This window comes from Vibrio sp. Vb1018 (genome assembly GCF_033338775.1).
In the GTDB taxonomy this organism is placed as follows: domain Bacteria; phylum Pseudomonadota; class Gammaproteobacteria; order Enterobacterales; family Vibrionaceae; genus Vibrio; species Vibrio alginolyticus.
Map to the genome: position 1 here is coordinate 65171 of NZ_JAWOTI010000019.1, position 18135 is coordinate 83305.

15 protein-coding genes are annotated in these 18135 nt (G+C 45.1%); 14 read left to right on the top strand and 1 reads right to left on the bottom strand.

The window, feature by feature from the left end; translation table 11 throughout:
* Nucleotides 1-37: 37 nt before the first annotated feature.
* The 10 genes from fabB (at nucleotide 38) to purF (ending at nucleotide 14308) form a co-directional block, all read left to right on the top strand.
* A complete protein-coding gene (gene fabB / locus R7Z10_RS18180; protein WP_318105509.1) occupies nucleotides 38-1249 on the top strand; it encodes a beta-ketoacyl-ACP synthase I in 1212 nt (403 codons plus the stop codon).
* 340 nt (nucleotides 1250-1589) lie between these two features.
* On the top strand, nucleotides 1590-2723 hold the full coding sequence (locus R7Z10_RS18185) for a 4-phosphoerythronate dehydrogenase (RefSeq protein WP_005380560.1): 1134 nt from the start codon (nucleotides 1590-1592) through the stop codon (nucleotides 2721-2723).
* Nucleotides 2720-3733: an aspartate-semialdehyde dehydrogenase gene (locus R7Z10_RS18190; RefSeq protein ID WP_005380562.1), complete on the top strand. Its 1014-nt coding sequence runs from the start codon at nucleotides 2720-2722 to the stop codon at nucleotides 3731-3733. The genes R7Z10_RS18185 and R7Z10_RS18190 overlap by 4 nt, the downstream gene beginning before the upstream one ends.
* A gap of 197 nt (nucleotides 3734-3930) precedes the next feature.
* Entirely contained in the window at nucleotides 3931-8226 is a 4296-nt protein-coding gene (locus R7Z10_RS18195) for a FimV/HubP family polar landmark protein (RefSeq protein ID WP_318105512.1), read from the top strand.
* 142 nt (nucleotides 8227-8368) lie between these two features.
* Entirely contained in the window at nucleotides 8369-9163 is a 795-nt protein-coding gene (gene truA / locus R7Z10_RS18200; RefSeq protein ID WP_005380566.1) for a tRNA pseudouridine(38-40) synthase TruA, read from the top strand.
* Nucleotides 9164-9360: 197 nt separating this feature from the next.
* On the top strand, nucleotides 9361-10287 hold the full coding sequence (gene accD / locus R7Z10_RS18205) for an acetyl-CoA carboxylase, carboxyltransferase subunit beta (RefSeq protein WP_005380583.1): 927 nt from the start codon (nucleotides 9361-9363) through the stop codon (nucleotides 10285-10287).
* A gap of 46 nt (nucleotides 10288-10333) precedes the next feature.
* Nucleotides 10334-11596, top strand: a complete 1263-nt coding sequence (gene folC, locus R7Z10_RS18210; protein WP_005380586.1) for a bifunctional tetrahydrofolate synthase/dihydrofolate synthase — start codon at nucleotides 10334-10336, stop codon at nucleotides 11594-11596.
* 14 nt (nucleotides 11597-11610) lie between these two features.
* The gene (locus R7Z10_RS18215) at nucleotides 11611-12204 is read left to right on the top strand and encodes an SPOR domain-containing protein (RefSeq protein ID WP_005380588.1); all 594 of its coding nucleotides are present in this window, start codon (nucleotides 11611-11613) and stop codon (nucleotides 12202-12204) included.
* 61 nt (nucleotides 12205-12265) lie between these two features.
* Nucleotides 12266-12757, top strand: a complete 492-nt coding sequence (locus tag R7Z10_RS18220) for a CvpA family protein (RefSeq protein WP_005380590.1) — start codon at nucleotides 12266-12268, stop codon at nucleotides 12755-12757.
* A 36-nt stretch (nucleotides 12758-12793) separates the two neighbouring features.
* On the top strand, nucleotides 12794-14308 hold the full coding sequence (gene purF, locus R7Z10_RS18225; RefSeq protein WP_005380592.1) for an amidophosphoribosyltransferase: 1515 nt from the start codon (nucleotides 12794-12796) through the stop codon (nucleotides 14306-14308).
* 66 nt (nucleotides 14309-14374) lie between these two features.
* Here purF and R7Z10_RS18230 read toward each other — a convergent pair whose 3' ends face one another.
* Nucleotides 14375-15250, bottom strand: a complete 876-nt coding sequence (locus tag R7Z10_RS18230) for a LysR family transcriptional regulator (protein ID WP_005384959.1) — start codon at nucleotides 15248-15250, stop codon at nucleotides 14375-14377.
* Nucleotides 15251-15539: 289 nt separating this feature from the next.
* Between R7Z10_RS18230 and R7Z10_RS18235 the strand changes: the two genes are divergently transcribed.
* The 4 genes from R7Z10_RS18235 (at nucleotide 15540) to apt (ending at nucleotide 18129) form a co-directional block, all read left to right on the top strand.
* Nucleotides 15540-16646, top strand: a complete 1107-nt coding sequence (locus R7Z10_RS18235; RefSeq protein WP_005380606.1) for a response regulator — start codon at nucleotides 15540-15542, stop codon at nucleotides 16644-16646.
* Between the two features lie 223 nt (nucleotides 16647-16869).
* On the top strand, nucleotides 16870-17001 hold the full coding sequence (locus tag R7Z10_RS18240) for a hypothetical protein (protein ID WP_005380608.1): 132 nt from the start codon (nucleotides 16870-16872) through the stop codon (nucleotides 16999-17001).
* A 27-nt stretch (nucleotides 17002-17028) separates the two neighbouring features.
* The gene (locus R7Z10_RS18245; RefSeq protein ID WP_080996679.1) at nucleotides 17029-17421 is read left to right on the top strand and encodes a YbaN family protein; all 393 of its coding nucleotides are present in this window, start codon (nucleotides 17029-17031) and stop codon (nucleotides 17419-17421) included.
* 162 nt (nucleotides 17422-17583) lie between these two features.
* Entirely contained in the window at nucleotides 17584-18129 is a 546-nt protein-coding gene (apt, locus tag R7Z10_RS18250; protein ID WP_005380615.1) for an adenine phosphoribosyltransferase, read from the top strand.
* The last annotated feature ends 6 nt before the right edge of the window (nucleotides 18130-18135 follow it).

Consider the following 18135-nt stretch of genomic DNA (forward strand, 5'->3'; position numbering starts at 1 on the left):
ATCATCTAGCGGATTTTTGAATTATAGGAATGTCATAATGAAACGAGTCGTAATCACCGGTATGGGTATTGTTTCAAGTATCGGTAACAACGTCGAAGAAGTTCTAGCGTCTCTTAAAGCGGGCAAATCTGGCATCACTGCATCTGAGCAGTTCAAAGAACACGGTCTTCGTTCGCAAGTATGGGGTGACCTAAAAATCAACCCGGCGGAACACATCGACCGTAAGCAGATGCGCTTTATGGGTGATGCGGCTGCTTATGCATACCTATCAATGGAGCAGGCAATCGCAGACGCTGGTCTTACAGAAGAACAGGTTTCAAACGATCGTACCGGTATCGTTGCAGGTTCTGGCGGTGCTTCTGCATACAATCAAACGGTAGCGACAGACACGATGCGCGCCAAAGGCGTAAAGCGAGTTGGTCCTTACATGGTTCCTCGTACTATGTCTTCTACTGTTTCTGCTTGTCTTGCTACGCCATTTAAGATTCGTGGCGTGAACTACTCAATGAGCTCTGCATGTGCAACATCTGCACACTGTATCGGCCATGCTATGGAGCTTATTCAATTAGGCAAACAAGATATTGTTTTTGCTGGTGGCGGCGAAGAGCTAGATTGGTCTCAAACTATGATGTTTGATGCGATGGGCGCACTGTCAACCAAATACAATGACATGCCAGACAAAGCATCTCGTACATACGATGCAGACCGTGACGGTTTTGTTATCTCGGGCGGCGGCGGCATGCTGGTTATTGAAGAACTAGAGCACGCACTGGCACGTGGTGCGAAAATCTACGGTGAAATCGTAGGTTACGGTGCGACATCAGATGGCTACGACATGGTAGCGCCATCAGGTGAAGGTGCAATTCGTTGCATGAAGATGGCGATGCAAGACGTTGATGGTGTGGATTACATCAACACGCACGGTACATCGACACCAGTTGGTGATGTGAAAGAGCTTGGTGCTATCCAACAATTGTTTGGTGAGAACAGCCCTGCAATCTCTGCAACAAAAGCAATGACTGGCCACGCACTCGGCGCAGCGGGCGTGCACGAAGCAATTTACTCAACACTTATGCTAGACAAAAACTTCATTGCTCCAAGCATCAATATTTCAAACTTGGACGAAGCAGCACAAGGTCTGGACATCGTGACAGAAGCACGTGATGCAGAGCTAACGACCGTAATGTCAAACAGCTTTGGCTTTGGCGGCACAAACGCAACTTTGGTTATTAAAAAGTACCAAGGTTAACTGAATTTGTTGGCGCTTTGCGAGAGTACTGTAAACGCCAACAATCCAGTTTCCAGAGCTTGATCAGTCACACTGATCGAACAGACGCAGACTCTATCCCATGGAGAGCGGGATAGGATCCTTTTGTTCTGGAACTTTGCCCGGCTATTTAGCCGGGCTTTTTCTTTTCTCTGTTTCTGCTTTTCTCTAGGCTTCCCGTCAATTGATTCTATAGGAGTTACCTCCTTGAGGTTTATTGGTGTTATATCTTGAGATTTTTCGGGAAAAGGGCACAATCGCTTTAGTTTCGCATCTTGCGAATAAACGAACTCATACAAATGGATGTTAGAACGCTGGCGCTATGAAAATTATTGTTGATGAAAATATGCCGTATGCTGAAGAGCTATTTAGCCAACTCGGTAACGTAATTCTAAAACCAGGTCGTACACTGACCGCCGATGATTTAGTGGATGTTGATGCCTTAATGATTCGCTCAGTCACCAAAGTGAATGCTGACCTGATCAGCAAAGCAAACAAGCTGAAGTTTGTTGGTACGGCCACGGCAGGCATGGATCATGTTGACCAAGCACTCTTAAAAGAGAAAGGCATTTTCTTCACTGCGGCGCCAGGGTGTAACAAAGTGGGTGTGGCGGAATACGCGTTCAGCGTGATGATGGTGCTCGCTCAGCAACAAGGTTTCTCGGTATTTGACAAGACGGTAGGTATTATTGGTGCAGGCCAAGTAGGTAGCTACCTAGAGAAATGTTTGAAAGGCATGGGTATTAAAGTTCTCATCAATGACCCATTCAAACAAGAGGCTGGTGATCCTCGTAGCTTTACTCCGTTGACAGAACTGATTGAAAGCTCAGACATCATTACACTACATACGCCAATCACCAAAGATGGCCCATACCCAACGCATCATTTGATTGATGAGAAGGTATTAAATGGTCTCCGCAGCGATCAAATTTTGATTAACGCGGCTCGAGGTCCCATCGTTGACAACGCTGCTTTGAAGCAACGTCTTTTGAAAAACGATGGCTTTACAGCGGCACTCGACGTATTTGAATTTGAACCAGAGGTTGATATGGAGCTTCTGCCTCTGCTAGCATTCGCAACCCCTCACGTTGCAGGCTACGGCTTGGAAGGGAAAGCTCGCGGTACAACGATGATTTTCAACAGCTACTGTGAGTTCTTAAATAACGAATTACGTGCGCATGCCAGCGATTTACTGCCAACCGCGCCTGTTCCTACTATGGTATTGGACAGAGCTTGGGACGAAGCAACACTGCATAACATCACGCAGTTAATCTATGATGTGCGTAGAGATGACGCTCTTTTCCGCCGTGAAATCAGTAAGCCAGGCGCTTTTGACCTGATGCGTAAAAACTACTGGGATCGCCGTGAATACAGCGCTGTCACGCTAGTGGGTAACAAAACATGTAACCTTGCTCCATTAGCAGAACTAGGTTTTCAGATTGAGGTAAGTCAATGAGCCAGCAATATAATGTTGCCATTTTAGGTGCGACCGGTGCGGTCGGTGAAACAATTTTGGATGTGCTTCAAGAGCGCAAATTCCCAGTAGGCGAAATCTTCCTACTCGCGAGTGAGCGCAGCGAAGGCAAGACTTACCGCTTCAATGGTAAAACGGTACGCGTTCAAAACGTAGAAGAGTTCGATTGGTCTCAAGCGCATATCGCACTGTTTTCTGCTGGTGGTGAGCTATCAGCCAAGTGGGCTCCAATTGCCGCTGATGAAGGCGTGATTGTTATCGACAATACATCACACTTCCGTTACGAGTACGACATTCCTCTTGTTGTGCCAGAAGTAAACCCAGAAGCGATTGCAGAGTTTCGTAACCGTAACATCATTGCGAACCCGAACTGTTCAACCATCCAAATGTTGGTGGCACTAAAACCAATTCACGATGCGGTGGGCATTGAGCGTATTAACGTATCAACCTACCAATCGGTATCTGGTGCAGGCAAAGCGGGTATTGATGAGCTAGCAGGTCAAACGGCGAAGCTGCTAAACGGTCTGCCTGCAGACAAGAAGCAATTCTCTCAACAGATCGCGTTTAACTGTATTCCACAAATCGATCAGATGATGGAAAACGGCTACACCAAAGAAGAAATGAAAATGGTGTGGGAAACACAGAAGATCTTTAACGATCCATCAATCACAGTCAATCCAACGTGTGTACGTGTTCCTGTATTCTACGGTCACGCAGAAGCACTTCACATTGAGACTCGTTCACCTATCGATGCACAAGAAGTTGTTAACTTGCTTGAGCAAACAGACGGTATCGAAGTGTTCCACGGTGAAGACTTCCCTACACAAGTTCGCGATGCGGGCGGTAAAGACCATGTAATGGTTGGCCGTATCCGTAACGATATCAGCCATCATAGCGGCGTAAACCTGTGGGTTGTTGCTGATAACGTGCGTAAAGGCGCGGCAACTAACGCGGTGCAAATCGCAGAAGTTCTGATCCGCGATTACTACTAAGTCGCTTACAGTTCATTTCAAAGCCTCGCACAGTGCGAGGCTTTTTTGTACGAACGAAACAAAATAGTGTGAGATTAGTACGAATATGGCGAGAGCCACACATTTTTTATTCTCAACGCTATAGTTTTGCATGCGATATCCGATATATTTAACCGATCACCATTTCAAATTGTATTTAGCACAAAACTGAGCCTTCTATGCGTCAAAATTATAAGCGTTTGTTAGCAGCCCTTGTGTTGATGAGCGCGACTCAGACATCATCAGTGGTTCAAGCCGAAGGAATTCGTCTTGTTGGACCGTCTGGTGAAGTGCAATCATCTCCGAGCTATGCTGAAGATATTGAGCGAGCATTACCTGCTCCTCCTGCGAATACTCAACCGTCACTTTTCTTTGGTCCGACTGGTGAAAATCAAACACTATGGTCGATCGCTTCAGAATTACGACCTTCACGCGGTGTTACCGTTCAACAAACGCTTCTTGCCATTTACCGAATTAACCCTCAAGCGTTTGAGAACCAAAACATTCATGAATTGATCCCAGGGAGTCGGCTACGAGTACCTTCTTTAGAGCAAGTGCAAAGCGCGACCACAGCGCAAGCTGTTGCGATTATGAAGGCGCATGAAGCTAAGTTAAAACAGCCGAAGCCGACAAATAGAGCGACGCCAGCACAACGAGTCACCGAGCAACCAAAGCCACAAATTAAAGTAGAACCCAAGTCTGCGACTAAGCCAGAGACAGTGGCAGCAACGGAGCCAAAACCAACTCCGAAAACAATACCGGTCATCCCTGCGCCACCAGTAACCACCTCTCCGCAGGGTGAAAAGCAGGTCAGTGCGCTAAAGGACAAACTTCAAGGCTCACAAAGTGAATTAGAGTCATTAGAAGAGAAGAACCATCGTCTTCGATTGATGCTGTCAGAAGTGCAAAGCGAAGTCGAAACTTTGAAAAGCGAGTTGAATGACGAAGAACGCATTCGCTCAGAAGTCGAGAAGCTGCTTGCTGAAGAGCGCCAACGCCTTGCTGAACAACAGCGCATGCAACCAAGCACCATGGACAAAATTTTGTCTAATGGTTGGCTCGTTGGTCTTGCGGCATTAATTCCTGGTGCTTTGATTGCGTTGCTAGTTGTTATGCTTCTTGGCCGACGCTCTAAAGCGAAAGAGGAAGAAGCGGCTGCGCAGGAACAGCAAAACGTTGATCCTCTTGCGGCGCCAATCGGTTTAGCGGCGGCGGATGAGCTGGATGAAGAGCTCACGCTTGATGATGAATTGTTTGCAGATGAAGATATCAACGCACAGTCTTTACAAGAAGAGAAGTCAGATTTAGAAGAAGACGTCTTTGCTAACCTCGACGATGAAGAACTTGATTTCAATCTGGAAGGGGACGATGACCCATTTGCAGATATTGGCGATGACGGTGACCTAGATGTTGGTCTGGATGAGTTTGAGTCATCGAACAATGGTATCCAAGTCAACGGCGAAGAAAAGGCGCTTGGTTTAGAAGAAATGGAGCGAGCCTTAGATGAGGTTGCTCCAGAACTAGAAGTGCTCGATGACGATGAGTCTGGCTTCGATCTTTCGGATGATGCGAATGAGAAATCAGACTCGCTTTCAGACGACGCATTTGCCGAGTTACTTGCAGCCGATGAGCCGTCAGAAGAGTTACCAAGTGACACTGTCGACCAGGATATGCTTGATGACTTGTTTGCTGAACTTGGCAACGATGACTTCGATTTAGATACTGATGAGCCTGAGTTAAAACAGCTCGTTTCGGATGATGACTTTAGTGTAGGAGAGGCATCTGACGACGATATCGATAAGCTATTGGCCCAGTATGAACAACCGGCTAGTGAATCGGAAGTTCGAGAAGCTGACGCCAATGAAGGTCCTGTTCTAGATGAAAACAGTACAGAGCTACTCGATGAACTCATTGATTTTGATGAAGATGACACAGACGAGTTTGATCCACTAAACGAGCTAGAAGCAATCTCTGGTTTTGAAGGTGATGACTCGATCGAAGAGTTAGACGCAGATAGCACAGACTTACTGGACGAACTCATTGATGATGTTACCTCTGAACTTGATGAAGAGACTGAAGCTGATTTAGATCCGTTTGATGATCTGATTCGAGAGGACGAGAGCCCAGAGCAGAATAAATCGGAAGAGGAAGAGTTACTGAAATCACTTGGTTTTGGTGAGCCAGACGCCGACGAAAAGCCATCTCCCGTAGTTGGGTCAGAACAAACTCATGAAGATCAGGACATTGAGTCTGGGTTGGACATCGACGCTTTATTAAGTGAAAGCCAGCCAGACACGCAACAAGCTGTAGAAGATCAACCATTAACCGAGCCAGAGGCTGCCTCAGAGCCATTTAGCAGCGATGAATTTCTTGGTGATTTAGAGGACCTCTCACCAGAGAATGATCCTTTAATGAGCGAGCTAGACGACCTATTTGAGTCAGACAGTGAAGAACTTCTGCCAACAGAACAAGAAAAAGCGGATTTTTCTGCTGAACTTGACGCTCTATTTGATAGTGAAGACGATTTACCGCAGCAAGTTGAAAAAACACAAACGGAGATAGAGGAAGCTTCATCACTACAACAAGAGGCTACCGATACTGATTCAACACAAGAACCATCCGTGGAGTCCGATGCTGAGGTACAGCCTCACGTTGAGCAAGAGGAAGACATTCCAGCCTTCACGCCGACACCAAATACAATAGAAAATGAATTCGGTGTTCCACAAGAAGAAGATTGGCTACTGGATGAACCTGAATTGGAGCCGGAAACTGAGTCGACCAACGATTCAGAAGATGAATTCAATTTTGACGAGCTAGATCTTCCAGAATTCAGCGAAGAAGATGCTCTAGCATCTATGGCTGGCGAACCTGCGTTAGAAACGTCCGAGTCCGTTGAGTCAGAACAAGTTGAAGCAGGCTTACCAACTGAATCAGAAGAAGAATTCAATTTTGACGAGCTGGATCTTCCTGAGTTTAGTGAAGAAGACGCATTGGCGTCTATGGCGGATGAGCCGGAGTTAGAAACGTCCGAGTCCGTTAAACCAGAGCAAGTCGAAGCTGACTTACCAACCGAGTCCGAAGAAGAGTTCAATTTTGATGAGCTGGATCTTCCTGAGTTTAGTGAAGAAGACGCATTGGCGTCTATGACGGATGAGCCGGAGTTAGAAACGTCCGAGTCCGTTGAACCAGAACAAGTTGAAGCCGACTTGCCAACTGAATCAGAAGATGAATTCAATTTTGATGAGCTAGATCTTCCTGAGTTTAGTGAAGAAGACGCATTGGCGTCTATGGCGGATGAGCCGGAGTTAAAAACGTCCGAGTCCGTTGAGCCAGAACAGGTTGAAGCCGACTTGCCAGCTGAATCAGAAGATGAATTCAATTTTGATGAGCTGGATCTTCCTGAGTTTAGTGAAGAAGACGCATTGGCGTCTATGGTGGATGAGCCGGAGTTAGAAACGTCCGAGTCCATTGAACTAGAACAAGTTGAAGCCGACTTGCCAACTGAGTCCGAAGAAGAGTTCAATTTTGATGAGCTCGATTTGCCAGAGTTCAGCGAAGAAGATGCCTTGGCGTCGATGGAAGAAGAGCCAGAATTACCGAGCTCTGAGACTGCAGATATAGAACCAATCTCCGGTGAGGATGAAGAGTTAAGTTTTGACGACCAAGATCTTCCAGAGTTCAATGAGGAAGATGTTCTCGCGTCAATGAACGAGGGTGCGTCAGAGAGCCCTAAGGTTGAAGCAGAGACATCGAGACCAGCTATTCAAGCCGATAACGATCATGATGCTTTGTTTGAAGTATTTGCGCAGCAAAACGGCTTTGATACTGACCCAGAAGTGCAGCCAACAGCGACAGAGGGTGAGCCGCTCAGTAATTTGGATGATGAATCATCAATGGCTAACCTTCTTGCGGAAGACGCAAACTCAGAAGTATTTGAAGGTAAACTAGACAGTGACACCATCGCAAGTGCAGGTATGGATTTTGAAACCATGCTTGATGTTGGAGATGATTGGGATGGCTTTAAACCCGCTGCTGATAACGTAAGTTCTACTGAAGAAGTGCCTGAGGACCAGCGTGATGTTTGGAATTCGAGTGATGCACTAAGTCAGCCAGAGATCGCGCAAGAAAACTGGGCAGAGCAAAGCGACTTGGATGACTTCGACCCGAAGAAAAATCAATTTATGACGATTGATGAATTGATGGCTCAGGTCGACAGAGAAGGTGGTGAGTTCGAAGAAGAAGACCTTAAGCTCGATGTCGGATTGAACGAGTTTCCAGATGTTATCGGCGAGATCGGCGATATTGACGTAGATAACAATGCTGAAGCGGCTGGGAAACTGGATTTGGCTAAAATCTATCTCGAGATGAACGATTCTCAAGGGGCGATTAAACTACTAGAAGAGGCGATTGTTTACGGTGAGGATGATATTCGCCGCGAAGCAAAAAGCCTGATTGACGCCATTAATGGCCGATAAACCGAAACAAAAGGGTAGCGTTTGCTACCCTTTTTGTGTCCCGTTAGTAGGATGCTACCTTTATGTCACCCTTGGTGAAACTGGCAACTTGAGGTGACTTGAGTATATACTTCCCGCCCCATTTTAGAGTTCGAAGGTTAAGATGAGAATCGCATTAGGTATCGAGTACAACGGTACAAACTACTTTGGTTGGCAGCGCCAAAGAGAAGTGAAAAGTGTCCAAGAAGAGCTAGAGAAAGCATTGTCCGTCGTCGCTAATCACCCAGTTGAAGTTCAGTGTGCTGGTCGGACAGACGCAGGCGTGCATGGCACGGGACAAGTTGTGCACTTTGATACCAACGTTACTCGAAAAATGGTAGCTTGGACCATGGGCGCAAACGCGAACATGCCAAGCGATATAGCGGTTCGTTGGGCTAAGGAAGTTTCAGATGATTTCCATGCAAGATTCTCAGCGACAGCTCGCCGTTATCGTTACATTATTTTCAATCATGCTTTACGTCCAGGCATCCTAAACTCGGGGGTTAGTCACTATCATGGTGAGCTCGACGAGAAAAAAATGCATGAAGCAGGGCAGTTCCTACTTGGCGAAAATGATTTTACGTCGTTTCGCGCGGCGCATTGTCAGTCTCGCAGCCCATTTCGAAACTTGATGCATCTGAACGTTACGCGCCATGGGAACTATGTGGTTATTGATATTAAAGCTAATGCGTTCGTGCATCATATGGTTCGTAATATCACGGGTAGCTTGATAAAAGTTGGACGTGGCGAAGAGAGTCCTGAATGGATCAAGTGGTTATTAGAAGCCAAAGATCGCAAACTAGCGGGTGCGACAGCGAAAGCGGAAGGTCTGTACCTGGTAGATGTAGACTACCCAGAAGAGTTTGGGTTACCTGAAGTGCCGATCGGTCCACTGTTTTTACCAGATAATTTGAACTAATTTTACAAACTTATTTCAAAATATCGGTAGTGTTTACATTGAATGTGAACGGAAAACATACGCTATTTACGATATCAAAAATAGGTACAACCAGTTTTTTATCTACAGTAGCTGCAAGATATGGTTTAATCCGTCGGTATTATGTCGAATTTATATCTTTCGCAATGAAGCGGAAGAGTTGAGAGAAAAGGTCTTCCATGAGTTGGCTTGAAAAGATTTTAGAGAAAAGCAATCTAGTAAGTTCACGCAAAGCTTCTATCCCAGAAGGTGTGTGGACTAAATGTACCTCTTGTGAACAGGTTTTATACCATGCTGAACTAGAGCGTAACTTAGAAGTTTGTCCAAAGTGTAACCATCACATGCGTATGAAAGCGCGTCGTCGTTTGGAAACATTTTTAGATGAAGGTAATCGAGTTGAATTAGGTTCTGAACTTGAGCCACAGGATAAACTGAAATTTAAAGATTCTAAGCGATACAAAGAGCGTATCTCTGCTGCACAAAAAAATAGCGGTGAGAAAGATGCGCTAGTTGTGATGCAGGGTGAATTGCTTGGTCTGCCGCTTGTGGCGTGTGCGTTTGAATTCTCCTTTATGGGTGGTTCAATGGGTTCAGTCGTTGGTGCTCGCTTTGTGAAAGCAGTGGATGCAGCCATTGAAAATAACTGTGCGCTTGTTTGTTTCTCAGCAAGTGGTGGTGCTCGTATGCAAGAGGCTTTAATGTCTCTTATGCAAATGGCAAAAACCAGTGCTGCGCTTGAGCGTTTATCAGAAAAAGGTCTGCCGTTTATTTCTGTTCTAACTGACCCTACAATGGGTGGTGTATCAGCAAGTTTGGCTATGTTGGGTGATATCAACATCGGTGAACCTAAGGCCCTCATTGGCTTTGCTGGTCGTCGTGTAATCGAGCAAACTGTACGTGAAGATCTTCCTGAAGGTTTCCAGCGTAGTGAGTTCCTACTTGATCACGGTGCTATTGATATGATCGTTGACCGTCGTGAAATGCGTCAGCGTGTGGGTGGTCTTATCGCTAAGATGACTAACCACAAGTCTCCTTTGGTGGTTTCGGTTAACGAATCTCCAAATGAAGAGCCATATTCTGTACCAGAAGCGGACGAAAAAGGGTAAAGTATCAACTAACATAAAAACCAAAGAATTTAATGGTTAAAGTTAGATGACCCAAAACCCAATTCCTCAAGCCACATCTTCATTAGAGATGTGGCTTGATTATTTAGCAAATATTCATTCCTCAGCAATTGATCTAGGCTTAGACCGTGTCCAAGCGGTAGCAAACAAAGCCAATCTTACCAAACCAGCTCCAACCGTAATCACCGTTGCCGGAACCAATGGCAAAGGCTCAACGTGTGCGTTAATGGAAGCCATTTTACTTGATGCTGGCTATTCAGTCGGTGTTTATAGTTCTCCGCACCTGATTCGTTACAACGAGCGTGTACGCATTAATGGCGTTGACGTTGTAGATGCCAAGCACTGTGAAGCATTCGATTATGTAGAAAAGCAGCGTGGTGATGTTAGCCTTAGCCTCTTTGAATTCGGTACGCTTGCTGCGCTACGTATTTTCCAAGTAGAGAAAGTTGATGTTGTCTTACTTGAAGTAGGACTTGGCGGCCGTCTAGACGCCACTAACGTTGTTGACCATGATGTTTCTGTTATTACGAGCTTAGCGATCGATCATGTGGATTGGCTTGGTGATGACATCAATGTTATTGGTTTTGAAAAAGCGGGCATTTACCGTTCAGGGAAGCCAGCAATTTGTGGTCAACCGACGCCACCAGCGACCGTGGCGGCTCATGCTGACGATATTGGTTCTGAGTTCTTCCAAGTAGGTATTCAGTACGATTACCAACTAACTGATAATGGTTGGAAATGGAGCAGTGGGGCATTTGAGTTAGAGGATTTACCAATCCCATCGCTACCATTACAAAATGCAGCCACTGCACTGATGGCACTAGGGGCTTCGGAATTGCAAATCACTGACATAAATATTGTCAATGGCTTGAATAATGCTCGTTTGGCGGGGCGTATGCAAGTACTGCATCACGAACCTGAAATAGTCCTTGATGTCGCTCATAACCCGCACTCTGCTGAGTATTTGGTAGAAAGAGTGAAGCAACAATATCTGGGTAAGAATATCCATATTGTGGTTGCAATGCTGCATGACAAGGACATTAAAGCAACCATTGAAGCGCTAACTCCAGTTGCAACACAATGGTATCCAGCGTCGCTTACTGGACCGAGAGCGGCGACCGCTGATGAATTGTGCCAATACTTACCTGATGGGCAAGTTCATTTTGAAAACCCTGTTGACGCCTTCGAGAGTGCGAGAAGCCACGCAAAGGCAGGAGACGTTATTCTGGTGGTTGGCTCATTCCATACCGTCGGAGAGGTATTGGAACATTGGCAATCAAATAATAAATAAGCAAAGGTATTTTGATGGCAAGTAAATTCCAAAGTCGTTTAGTCGGCACCATCATTCTAGTCGCAGTCGGAGTCATTGTTCTTCCCGATGTGCTAGATGGTAAGAAACTGCACTACAAAGAAGAATTTGCCAGTATTCCTATCAAACCAGAACTTGATAGTGATGTGGAAAACTTCGAAATATTAGAGCCAGTGGAAGACGACATTACGTTACCGGATTCTCCGGTTGAAGCTGTAGTGCAAGAACGTGAGGATGCTCAAGTAGCCGTTTCTGAGCCCGAGCCAGTGCCAACATCTAAACCTGAGGTCATCAAACAACCAGAGCAAGTTGAGGTCGTCACTCGTCCTGTTCAAGAGAAAAATCAATATGAAGATTCAGCTTGGATCATTCAGTTGATGGCACTTAAGAATCACGAAAATGCTGTCGCGCTTGTCGCGGATTTGCAAAAGCGTGGTTATCAAGCTCACACAAAGAAAGAAAACGAGTTTACGAGAGTGATTGTTGGCCCTGATGTGTCAAAAAGTAAACTTGAACGACAAGTTCAAGAATTACAAAAAATTACAGGTTCAAAAGGTCAATTGCTTAAATTTAAGCCATTAAATCCATAAGAAAACGTTTGCGTCAGCATTTTTTCTGTTAAAATGCGCGCCAACTTAAGATGAAGAAAAGATGAATTGGATAGATTTTATCATTTTAGGTGTGATCGGATTTTCAGCTCTGATCAGTTTAGTTCGCGGTTTTGCTAAAGAAGCTTTGTCTTTGGTGATTTGGTTCGGAGCGTTTTTTATCTCCAGTAATTACTATGCCAAATTGGCGGTGTACTTCACCAACATCGAAGATGATATGTTTCGTAACGGAGCGGCGATTGCGGCGTTATTTGTCGCAACCTTGGTAGTTGGTGCAGTGGTGAATTACGTCATTGGTCAACTGGTACAAAAAACAGGGCTATCAGGTACGGACCGAATTCTCGGGATTGTATTTGGTGGTCTACGCGGAGTCTTAATTGTTTCTGCGGTGCTGTTTTTTATGGATGCGTTTACTGCATTCCCAAGCTCGGATTGGTGGAAAGATTCACAGTTGATCCCTGAGTTCAGCCGTATCATCGCCCCATTCTTCGAGCATTTACAAGCAACATCAAGTTTTCTGTCTGGCACTATCTAGTAGTGCCAGCTACTGTCGCAAATCGAGGATTAGGACATGTGTGGTATTGTTGGAATCGTGGGCACAACGCCTGTAAACCAGTCTATTTATGACGCGTTAACGGTGTTACAGCATCGTGGCCAAGATGCCGCTGGTATTTGTACCATAGAAAGCAATCGTTTTCGTCTACGTAAGGCGAACGGTTTAGTCAAGGATGTGTTTGAAGCAAGACACATGCAACGCCTGCAAGGCGAGGTCGGAATTGGTCATGTTCGTTACCCTACAGCAGGCAGTTCAAGTGCTTCAGAAGCTCAACCTTTCTACGTAAACTCTCCTTTCGGTATTACACTTGCCCACAACGGTAACTTGACCAACGCTAACGAAGTTCGTCAGAAGCTGTTTGAAAAAGATCGCCGTCATATCAATACCACTTCAGACTCTGAAGTATTACTAAATGTACTGGCGCACGAAATTGACTCAGTAAAAGGAAATGTCACGACCGAAGACGTATTCCGCGCAGTCACCAATGTTCATCGCACAATTCGCGGTGCTTATGCTGTGACCGCCATGATCATTGGTCATGGTATGATTGCATTTCGTGACCCACACGGTATTCGCCCGCTGTGTTTAGGTAAGCGTGAAGTTAACGGCAGAGCAGAGTACATGGTTGCGTCTGAATCGGTGGCATTGGATGCGGTCGGTTTTGATTTCGTCCGTGATGTTGCACCTGGTGAAGCGATTTACGCAACGTTTGACGGTGAGCTTTACACGAAGCAGTGTGCAGACAATCCTAAGCTGAACCCTTGTATTTTCGAGTTCGTGTACTTTGCTCGTCCAGATTCGTTCATCGATAAAATTTCGGTATACAGCGCTCGCGTTGAAATGGGTAAAAAGCTGGGCGAACGTATTCGTGAAGATTACGCAAACCTTGATATCGATGTTGTCATTCCTATCCCTGAAACGTCTTGCGACATTGCACTGCAAATCGCTCAAGCGATCGATATCCCTTATCGCCAGGGTTTCGTGAAAAACCGTTATGTTGGACGTACGTTTATCATGCCTGGCCAGCAACAACGTAAGAAATCAGTACGTCGCAAGTTGAATGCTATTCGTTCGGAATTCAAAGGTAAGAATGTGTTGCTGGTGGATGACTCTATTGTTCGAGGTACAACGTCAGAGCAGATTATTGAGATGGCTCGTGATTCTGGTGCCAAGAAAGTGTACATGGTCTCAGCGGCTCCTGAAGTTCGTTTCCCGAACGTATACGGCATTGATATGCCAAGTGCTACAGAGCTTATTGCCCATGGCCGTGACAACGATACAATTTGTAAGCAGATTGGTGCCGATGCGCTTATTTATCAACGTCTAGAAGATTTGGTAGAGGCTGTAGGTCTTGGAAACCAAGATATTACTCAGTTCGATACATCCGTGTTTAACGGCGAATACGTAACGGGTGATATTGACCAACAATACCTAGATTTTTTGGATGGTCTTCGTAACGATGATGCGAAAACACAACTTGAAATCCAACAGGATTTAGCAAACCTAGAGCTTCATAACGAAGGCGCATAGGATGCGCTTTCTTAAGTCGTAAAAAAACCAGAGCTTTGGCTCTGGTTTTTTGTTTTCGCTATCTAATTAGTGAATGTTATAAGCGATCACAAAGTCAATAAAGAGGCGAACTTTCTCTGGCAGGTGGTCTTTGTGGTTGTAAAGCATATAAATGTCGCGCGGGTTTGCACTCCAATCTGGCAGTACGCGTACCAAATCGCCGCTCTCGATGTACTCTTTGATCATGACATCTGGCATTAGTGTGATGCCTAAACCTTCGGAACAAGCACTGCGCACCACATTGAGCGCGTTTGCTTGAAAACGACCACGATCAACATTCACCACAGACTCGCCTTTGCTATTAATCAAGGTCCACTTAATAAGTGGGTACCCTTTTAGCAATGAATGGTTAGAGAGCTCTTCTGCATGGTGTGGCGCAGGATTTGAGGTTAGATAGTCAGGGCTTGCAACGAGAATATCCTTCACTTCGCCAATCTTACGCGCGATGAGGCTAGAGTCGCGTTGCGGTCCCACTCGAAAAATTACATCCCATTCAGTAGGGTCAAGCTTGTCCGCATTATTCTCTGTCGTTAGCTCAATGTTGATGTCCGGGTACTGCTTCATAAAGCTGTTGAACATCGGCATCATCATTCGTTTAGTTAAGTTGTAAGGCGCGGAGATCTTAATCTTGCCGGATGCTCCTCGGCAGTCGTCAGTGATTTCCTCTGCTGCGGTTGTTAGCCTTTGTAGTAAAGGAGAGCACTCATGGTAAAAACGTTCCCCTGCTTCAGTGAGCGAAAGTTTGCGAGCATGACGGTTCAATAGTCGAAGATTGACAGAGTCTTCTAGCGCTTGAATGCGTCGGGTGATGGTCGCAACCGGGATCATGGTTTTTCGCGAAGTTGCGGTGTAGCTCCCATTTTCGACAACCAGTCGAAACAGGTTTAAGTCATCTAATTTCATATTTCCAGACACATTAAATTACCGATTACGGTTAATTTATAATTAACTTTGTGATCAAAGCTTGCTTTAAGTCAACATGTTGCATCATTTGAACACAGCAACCCTGTTTGAGTAAATACTGTTATACGCCGTAATATTTGTATTAATGCAGTTTCCGAGCTAAGTTTTATAACAAGGCAAAGCGGCCTCAGGTCTTGCTGTGACACGTTTTGCTGGAAGTAAACACAACAAAAATAATGACTTAATAATAAATCTGTTTTTTTGACTGAGCTTTGTGAGGGATAAAGGTATGTTTAAGACTCACAGTCAAACGGCAATGGTCTCGGCACAGGAAGTGATTAATCAAAAACTAATAATGTTGGTGGACGATGATCCAATATTTCGTAAAGTAACCAATGCCTATTTAGAAAGTCAGGGTTTTAAAGTAGTAGAAGCAGAAAACGGCCTAGAAGCGCTTCAACAACTCAGGGAATGCCAACCCGATCTTATCTTATGTGATTTATCGATGCCGGTCTTAGATGGTATCGAGTTCGTCGAAGAAGTTAGTCTCGAATACCCATATATGCCGCTTATCGTGGTATCAGGCACGGATGAAATGTCCGATGTCGCGAAAGCGTTGCGATTTGGTATTAAAGATTTTCTTCCTAAACCGATAGGTAATTATGAGCACCTATCTCAGGCGATAGAGAATACGCTAGAAGATACCGATAGCCACTTCTCAGAACAACGTGACTTTTCAAGTCAGTGGTTCAGGGTTGATGATGGTGGTGAAATCCCAGATGAACAAGAGCTGTATTGGCATCTGGAATATTTACAACAGAATCCGAGTGCGGCAAGAGATTTACTGCAAGCTCTATTGCCAGAAAAGGATGCTGCTCAGGGAGATTGGCGCTGCTCGTACCGTTTATTGCAATCGACGGATGTGATGCCCTTGGTTTTCGATTATCGTTGGTTAATGAATGGTCAATTTGCGTTTTATCTAGTTGATTCTGCTTCCCAAGCTAATGATGGAGTTGCGACGACATTGCTCGTTAGGGCATTGTTTGACGACTATCTCCGTAACTTGAAAAGTTTCAGTGCTGATCTCAAGGACATGGTAGGGATCATTGAAAAAGGAATTGAGTGTTCGGAGTGTGCGGGTGCAGTCAATGCTGTGTTTGGTGTCGCCGACCTCGCTTCATCCTCGGTCTCTATATTGCCTGCGGGTTTAGATAGCCATTGGTCTGACGGAAATACGAATCAACACATCGCAGCAGGTAACCGTTTAGGGGGAGGAAGTATGAAAAACTTCATCACCCGCGATTTACCGCTTAGTGTTGCAGGACAGTTATCTATCGGGTGTTTAGGTTCTTCAAGTTTTAGTTTAAGTATTACCCGGAAATCCCGACTAGTATAATTATGACTTGCAAACCAATAAGCAGCGTCCTTACGCTGCTTATTATCTTTTTAGAACCACCAAAACAACATACGTTTAGTTTAATAACCTTACTTTTTACTGGTGTTTAGATTTGGCTGTTTAATGTATAGTCAGCGCTTAAAACAATAATGACCCATTTGTGCAACGATAATTTAACGCTGTGCCTTGGGAGAAGCAAAGTCAACTAGTGAGAAGACACATCATGGCAGACAAAGATTTTAAAGAGCCTTATAATATTTTTTACTTTTTAGGTTTTATTGCAGTTCTTTTGATCCCAACACTTCCTGCAACGCTAACCTGGCTTCGTGTAATGAATGGTTACGCAGGCTTTTAATCTAGCTATTTTGTACCGGAGTTCACCATTCGTATTAAGCGTTACTTTTTCAATACTGTTGGTGGACTCTGTATTGTGCTCGGCATAGCCGGCATAGCCCTTCCACTTTTACCCACCACACCTTTTATTTTGCTTGCTAGCGCATGTTTTATGCGTGGAAGCCCCGCATTTCATCAATGGTTACATAACCACAAAACGTTTGGACCCATTCTCGGCAATTGGCATAAGCATCGGGCTGTTACTTCAAAAGTAAAAAAGCGTGGTGCGATTTTTATTGCGCTTAGTTTCATGGTTTCAATCGTTGTTGTCCCCCTCGTTTGGGTAAAAATTGGTCTTTTAGTGATGCTAATCGTTTTACTCAGCTGGTTTATGCGTCTGCCTGTGATTGAGTTGGTTGCTGACCGAGAAGAAAATCACTAAGATTGTAGAGAATAGTGTGCCCGCTCTTCGAGTGGGCGTTTGTATTTTCAGCGCCTGTGACTTTTACGAAAATAAGCACATAGTGGTGAAAACCTATTGTTCGTTGCCCTCGTGATACTGCGATTAGAGAGGGCGATGAGCCAATCTAAGTAAATCGGTATTATGACTACAGAAACAATTTCACTGATCAAATCTAGCATCAAAAGCATCCAAGACTACCCAAAGCCAGGCATTCTATTTCGTGATGTGACGAGCCTTCTTGAAGACGCGAAAGCATACCAAGCGACGATCAACTTACTTGTTGAACGTTACAAAGATATGGGCTTTACCAAGGTTGTGGGTACGGAAGCTCGTGGCTTTCTATTTGGCGCGCCTTTAGCGCTTGAGCTAGGTGTTGGTTTTGTACCAGTGCGTAAACCAGGCAAGCTACCACGCCCTACTGTTGCTCAATCTTATGAGCTTGAATACGGCGTTGATACACTAGAAATCCATACAGATGCCATCGTTGAAGGCGACAAAGTACTGGTTGTCGACGATTTATTGGCAACGGGCGGTACTATTGAAGCGACGACTAAGCTGATTCGCCAACTGGGTGGTGAAGTTGAGCACGCTGCGTTCGTTATCAACCTACCAGAAATCGGTGGCGATAAACGTTTAGAAGCACTAGGTCTAAACGTGTACAGCATCTGCGATTTTGAAGGACATTAATACATT

What these genes read in the sequence shown, in the direction of transcription:
- fabB (WP_318105509.1), top strand. Translation starts at nt 38, where the DNA reads ATGAAACGAGTCGTAATCACCGGTATGGGTATTGTTTCAAGTATCGGT.
- R7Z10_RS18185 (WP_005380560.1), top strand. Translation starts at nt 1,590, where the DNA reads ATGAAAATTATTGTTGATGAAAATATGCCGTATGCTGAAGAGCTATTT.
- R7Z10_RS18190 (WP_005380562.1), top strand. Translation starts at nt 2,720, where the DNA reads ATGAGCCAGCAATATAATGTTGCCATTTTAGGTGCGACCGGTGCGGTC.
- R7Z10_RS18195 (WP_318105512.1), top strand. Translation starts at nt 3,931, where the DNA reads ATGCGTCAAAATTATAAGCGTTTGTTAGCAGCCCTTGTGTTGATGAGC.
- truA (WP_005380566.1), top strand. Translation starts at nt 8,369, where the DNA reads ATGAGAATCGCATTAGGTATCGAGTACAACGGTACAAACTACTTTGGT.
- accD (WP_005380583.1), top strand. Translation starts at nt 9,361, where the DNA reads ATGAGTTGGCTTGAAAAGATTTTAGAGAAAAGCAATCTAGTAAGTTCA.
- folC (WP_005380586.1), top strand. Translation starts at nt 10,334, where the DNA reads ATGACCCAAAACCCAATTCCTCAAGCCACATCTTCATTAGAGATGTGG.
- R7Z10_RS18215 (WP_005380588.1), top strand. Translation starts at nt 11,611, where the DNA reads ATGGCAAGTAAATTCCAAAGTCGTTTAGTCGGCACCATCATTCTAGTC.
- R7Z10_RS18220 (WP_005380590.1), top strand. Translation starts at nt 12,266, where the DNA reads ATGAATTGGATAGATTTTATCATTTTAGGTGTGATCGGATTTTCAGCT.
- purF (WP_005380592.1), top strand. Translation starts at nt 12,794, where the DNA reads ATGTGTGGTATTGTTGGAATCGTGGGCACAACGCCTGTAAACCAGTCT.
- R7Z10_RS18230 (WP_005384959.1), bottom strand. Translation starts at nt 15,250, where the DNA reads ATGAAATTAGATGACTTAAACCTGTTTCGACTGGTTGTCGAAAATGGG.
- R7Z10_RS18235 (WP_005380606.1), top strand. Translation starts at nt 15,540, where the DNA reads ATGTTTAAGACTCACAGTCAAACGGCAATGGTCTCGGCACAGGAAGTG.
- R7Z10_RS18240 (WP_005380608.1), top strand. Translation starts at nt 16,870, where the DNA reads ATGGCAGACAAAGATTTTAAAGAGCCTTATAATATTTTTTACTTTTTA.
- apt (WP_005380615.1), top strand. Translation starts at nt 17,584, where the DNA reads ATGACTACAGAAACAATTTCACTGATCAAATCTAGCATCAAAAGCATC.